This is a genomic window from Brevibacterium sp. 91QC2O2 (genome assembly GCF_024580695.1).
GTDB lineage: Bacteria > Actinomycetota > Actinomycetes > Actinomycetales > Brevibacteriaceae > Brevibacterium > Brevibacterium moorei.
In genome coordinates this window covers 1-4,863 of record NZ_JANIJY010000044.1, presented here as the reverse complement: position 1 = coordinate 4,863, position 4,863 = coordinate 1, and the positions used below count along the sequence as shown (strand labels likewise).

General features: G+C 68.8%; 4 protein-coding genes. 1 reads left to right on the top strand and 3 read right to left on the bottom strand.

Annotation, left to right across the window (positions count from 1 at the left end; translation table 11 throughout):
* Positions 1-206: 206 nt before the first annotated feature.
* Positions 207-761 carry an isochorismatase family protein gene (locus tag NQ036_RS15280; protein ID WP_257059975.1) on the bottom strand — a complete coding sequence of 185 codons (555 nt, stop codon included), beginning with the start codon at positions 759-761 and terminating at the stop codon, positions 207-209.
* A gap of 101 nt (positions 762-862) precedes the next feature.
* Positions 863-2,302, bottom strand: a complete 1,440-nt coding sequence (locus NQ036_RS15275; RefSeq protein WP_257050010.1) for an MFS transporter — start codon at positions 2,300-2,302, stop codon at positions 863-865.
* A 159-nt stretch (positions 2,303-2,461) separates the two neighbouring features.
* Between NQ036_RS15275 and NQ036_RS15270 the strand changes: the two genes are divergently transcribed.
* Positions 2,462-3,613: an MBL fold metallo-hydrolase gene (locus NQ036_RS15270; RefSeq protein WP_257059973.1), complete on the top strand. Its 1,152-nt coding sequence runs from the start codon at positions 2,462-2,464 to the stop codon at positions 3,611-3,613.
* Positions 3,614-3,617: 4 nt separating this feature from the next.
* Here the strand turns inward: NQ036_RS15270 and NQ036_RS15265 are convergent, their stop codons facing one another.
* On the bottom strand, positions 3,618-4,697 hold the full coding sequence (locus NQ036_RS15265; RefSeq protein WP_257050008.1) for a ribonuclease H family protein: 1,080 nt from the start codon (positions 4,695-4,697) through the stop codon (positions 3,618-3,620).
* Between the last annotated feature and the right edge of the window lie 166 nt (positions 4,698-4,863).

The following is a 4,863-nucleotide window of genomic DNA, read 5'->3' as shown; positions in this document are numbered from 1 at the left end:
ACACCGGGGACGCTTCAAGTCACGTCCGGTGACTCCGAAGCCGCCCCACGTCGTGGGTATCAACCTGCCGGAGCACGAAGCAGTCAGAAACTAGCCCGAGTGACTCCACACAGCTTGACACAGAGCGTACATACGCATATACGCGCATGTACTGCAGGTTTGCGCATGTGATGCCGAGGCCGGGACACGGCACCCGACGGACCGGATCAGCCCAGCCGGTCCAGCACCTCGGCCGTGGTCGTGACTTCGCCCAGCTGCGGGAAGATCAACTCGATCGCGGACTCGTGCGCGCGGGAATCCCGGTCGAACATCGCATCGGTCACCAGTACCACGTGATAGCCGTGCTCATGGGCGCCGCGCGCGGTGGACTCGACGCCCTTCGAGGTCGCGATCCCCGTGACGAAAACCTGCGTGACCCCGCGCTCGCGCAGCTGCGCGTCCAAGTCGGTGCCGTGGAAGGCGCCCCAGCTGTGCTTGGTGATGAGGACGTCGTCGGCGTCGCGCTCCAGCTCCGGGCGCAGTTCCGTCCAGCCGGCGGGCCGCTGGACGGGGGCGGCTCCCCTGTTCGACTCGGTCCGCCCACCGGGGGCTCCGGCGACGTTGATGAGCACCACGGTCTGCCCGGCCGCCCGGAAGGCCCCGGCCAGGCGGGCGGAGCGGTCCACCACCGCGTCGATGACCGGGTGGTCCGTGCCCGCGATTCCCTTCTGCAGATCGACGATGAGCAGGGCCGTCTTCGGGTCGATGGTCGAAAGTGTCATGATGACTCCTCTATCGTTCGTGTTCGGTTGGGTGCTGGTTCGGGTGGCCGGATGACCGGCGCCCGGCCAGGCCCCGGCGCCCGGTCCTGGCACCGGGGGTCCTATTTCGATTTCCCGTCCGACCGCGGCAGCCGCGCCAGGCTGCGGTCGCCCGCAGTCAGGACGATGGTGAGCACCGCGACGATCACCATCACCCAGGCCAGGGAATGCATTCCGGGGGTGTCGGCGCGTGCGCCGAACACCAGACCCGAGACCGCCGAGGCGGTGACGGCACCCAGGTACTGGAAGGTCCGCAACAGTCCGGACGCCGCTCCGATCGTCGCGGGATCGGCCTGGTGGTACATCGCATTCTGGTTCGACAGGCTGAGCAGTCCCTGGGGGATGCCCAGCACCGCCGTGATCAGGAAGTACACCCAGACCGGCGTGGCCGGGTACAGCAACAGGAGGGACACTGCGACGACGAGTTGCAGGACTCCGCCGACCAAGAGGTTCGCCCGGATGCGCGGGCGGCGCCCGAAGACGGCGGAGACCAACAGGGCCACGCCGAAGGTCGGCAACAGGACGAGGCCGACCAGGGACGGGCTCAGCCCCGCGCCCTGCTGCAGCCACTGGGTGAAGCCGTAGATGAAGCCGTACTGGATGACCATGACGGTCGTACCGCGCACGTACGTGGTCAGCAGGGCCGGATTCGCGCCCAGTACGCGCAGGTCGATGAAGGGTTCGGCAGTTCGCAGCTCGCGCCAGGCGAATCCGGCCAGGGCCAGCACTCCGGGCACCAGTGCCCACAGGTGGCCCAGGTCGGGCTCCATCAGGAACAGCAGCAGGCCGGTCAGGCCGACGGCGAAGCAGAGGACCCCCGGCCAGTCGAGTGGGACCCGGACCGCGGACGCGGGGTGCGCCGAACCAGAGGAGGCCCCCGAGGCCGCGCCCCGCCCGCCGCTGCCATCCGATCCGGCGGCCGCCTCGGCCCTGTGGCCGAGGTCGGGCAGCAGTCGGCTGCCCAGCACCAGGGCGATCAGCCCGAGCGGGATGTTGACGGCCATGGTGGCGCGCCACCCGCCGATGTCGATGAGCAGGCCACCCAGGGTGGGCCCGACGACCGCGACGGTCTGGACCGTCATCGTGAGTGCGGTGAGCACCCCGGCGGGACTGGCGAGTCCCCGGGCGTCGCAGACCCTGCGGATGAGTGTCATGGACGCGGGATAGGCGGCGCAGGTGCCCAGTCCCAACAGCGCCCTGGCTGCGATCAGGACCCACAGGGTGGGTGCGGCGGTGGCCAGGATGCCGGCAACGGTCACCAGGGCGGCGCCGAGCAGGAACATCCGCTTGGGGCCGTACACGTCGACCAGGCGGCCGGTCAGCGGTTGGCCGATCGAGGTGGCGATGTAGAGCCCGGAGACCAGCCAGGCGGTCTGTGCGGGTGGAGCGCCGAACGCGATGCCGATGGGGACCAGCGCGACGGCCACGATCGAGGTGTTGATCGGGTTGAGGATCGTGCCGGCGATCATGGGCACCAGGAGTCTGCGCGGGAAGCGTTCCATGCACCCATTCTAAATATCGAGGTTATACAGTCCTCCGGTGGATCGTCTCCCGGGTGACGGCGCTATAGTGGGCCGTGGATGTAAATGAACGAACGTTAAGTCAACGTTGCAGGCAGTTCGACGTTGCACACGGCGAAGTCAACAAGGGAGTTGAGGCGCATGGCCATCGAGGCGCTGAGCAGGTCGCAGGAACAGGGATGGAAGGATCGCATCGCCCCCGCGGTTGAACAGGTCGGACCGGCCACATGGGCGATCCCAGTGCCGATTCCCAACAACCCGCTGGTCTACACCTACTGCTATGCGCTGCTCGAGGACACCGGCGTCAGCCTCATCGACCCCGGCTGGGACGGGCTCGAACAGATGCAGCGGCTGACCGAGGGCCTGGCGCAGATCGGCTTCCGCCCCGATCAGGTCAACGGCGTGGCCATCACCCACTACCACCGGGACCACCTGGGCCTGGTGCCCCAGCTCCTGCAGCACAACCCCGATATGTGGGTGGCCCTGCAGCGTCACGACCTGGAGGCGTTGCAGACCTTCGCCCTGGGCCAGGTCAACCCCTCCAACGGCGCCGCAGCGGATGTCGACATCGTCTCCCTGTACGGGGTCCCGGAGGAACGTCGCACCGAGGTCGACCGCCGGGGTGCCGGCCGGAAGACCGCCGGACAGAGCTCTGCCACCGCGCTCATCGAGGCACTGGGCAAGAGCGCCGCCGCGGCTTCCGCGGCACCGGATTCCGGGGCCGAGGCCGCCGAACACTTCGGCGACCGCCCCGCCGTGCCCTTCGCCCCGCCGCAGAACCTCATCGTCATGCACGATCAGGACGTGCTGCCGCTGACCGGGCGCACGGTGCGTGGCCTGTGGACTCCCGGCCACACCTACGGCCACACGGCCTTCATCGACGAGGACCATGCGGCATTCATCTCCGGGGACCACGTGCTGCCCACCATCACCCCGAACATCGGCCTGGACTCCGGCTCGCTGACCCACAGCCTCGGCGACTATCTGAAATCGCTGGACCGGATGCAGGGACTCGACGCCGATCTGCAGGTGCTGCCGGCCCACGGCTTCCGCTTCGCCGGCCTGCACGAGCGCGCGCAGGCGATCTCCGAGCACCACGCGCAGCGCCTCGACGAGATCCGCGCGCGGCTGGCCGAAACCGATGACCACTCCGTGTACTCCCTGGCCCAGGGGCTGCACTGGTCCCGCGGTTTCGCGGCCCTGCACGACTTCAACCTGTATGCCGCGCTCGCGGAGACCGCCGCCCATATGTACTACCTGGGACTGCCGGTGGGCGAGCAGACGCTCGACTGAGCCGCTAGTCGCCGCCGCGCGAGCGCACCTCGTCGGCGATGATCTCCTCCACCCGCGAGGCGGTGACCCCGCCCAACAGGTCCCAACCGCGGGCCCGCGCGACGAAGCGGGCGACCCGGTCGCAGGCCTCGTTGAGCGGATCTCCGTTATGGCCCCTGGTCCAGCGCAGGGAGATCTGTGCGGGTCCGTGTGCGAGCAGCCGGTGGGCGCGGCGCAGAACGGTGTTGTTCCACGAGTCCAGCCAGGGCAGTCGCAGTGCCATCCTGGGCTCCATCTGCAACAGCTGTACCGTCTGCTGGGAGTCCGTCACGATGGTGATTCGCGGCGCGTCCGAGTACAGCGACAGGCACAGCGCGTTGTAGACGGCTTCGAGTTCGGCGTGGAGCGGATTGTGGGCGTTGGCGACGGGGGAGACCACCCAACGGCCGTCGGAGGCCAGCGCGCAACCGGCCCCCTGGCCGGTGAAGTGGATGAGCGAGCCGTCGGTGTAGACGGTGTCGAAGGAGCCGCGGCACCGGTAGTCCCTGCTGTGCAGGGCCGGCTGCCACGAAGTGGGCGGGCGCACGATGCGCGGCTGCTGTCCGGGGTCCGCGTCCTGGGTGGCCAGCTCCGCCATGCGCCGGTCCAGCTCGGCCACGTTCAGGAGGGTCGCCCCGGCCCGGCACAGGGCCGGGCGGTAGGTGAACAGGTGGGAGCGGGCGCGGGCGGACACCTGGGCAATCCGATCCACCGGCAGCCCGCAGTCGACGGCCAGGGCGGCGCAGGCGGCGTGCACCGCGGTGGAGTGGAACCCCGAACAGGCGATGATGACGGAACGCCCGGGATGTGCCCGGGCGATGTGGTCCCAGATCGTGGGGAGTTCGTCGACGGGACCGGACCCGCCGAATTCGAGGTCGAGGCGCAGTCCGCCGTCGAGGACCGTGCCGGCTACGTAGAGGAGCAGTCCCGCGGTCTGGTCCGACTCCATGATGACGCAGGTGGGGGTCACCGTGGGATCGTGGAGATCGGACACCAGGGGCGGTGGCGGTGTCGGATTCTGCGTGGACAGCCACTGTCTGGGCGCCAGGGGGTGTGGAGTCGGCATGGCGTTCCTCCCTTCCCTCTGCACACGATCCTACGACGGGGCACTGACGTTGATACTTGTAGGGATGGTTTCCATCCAGGGTGTGACCCAGGCACTGACTGGCCACCACAGTGTGTGCCTTTGCCGTGATCTGTCCACCCACCAGGGAATCATCGAGTGTCCCGAC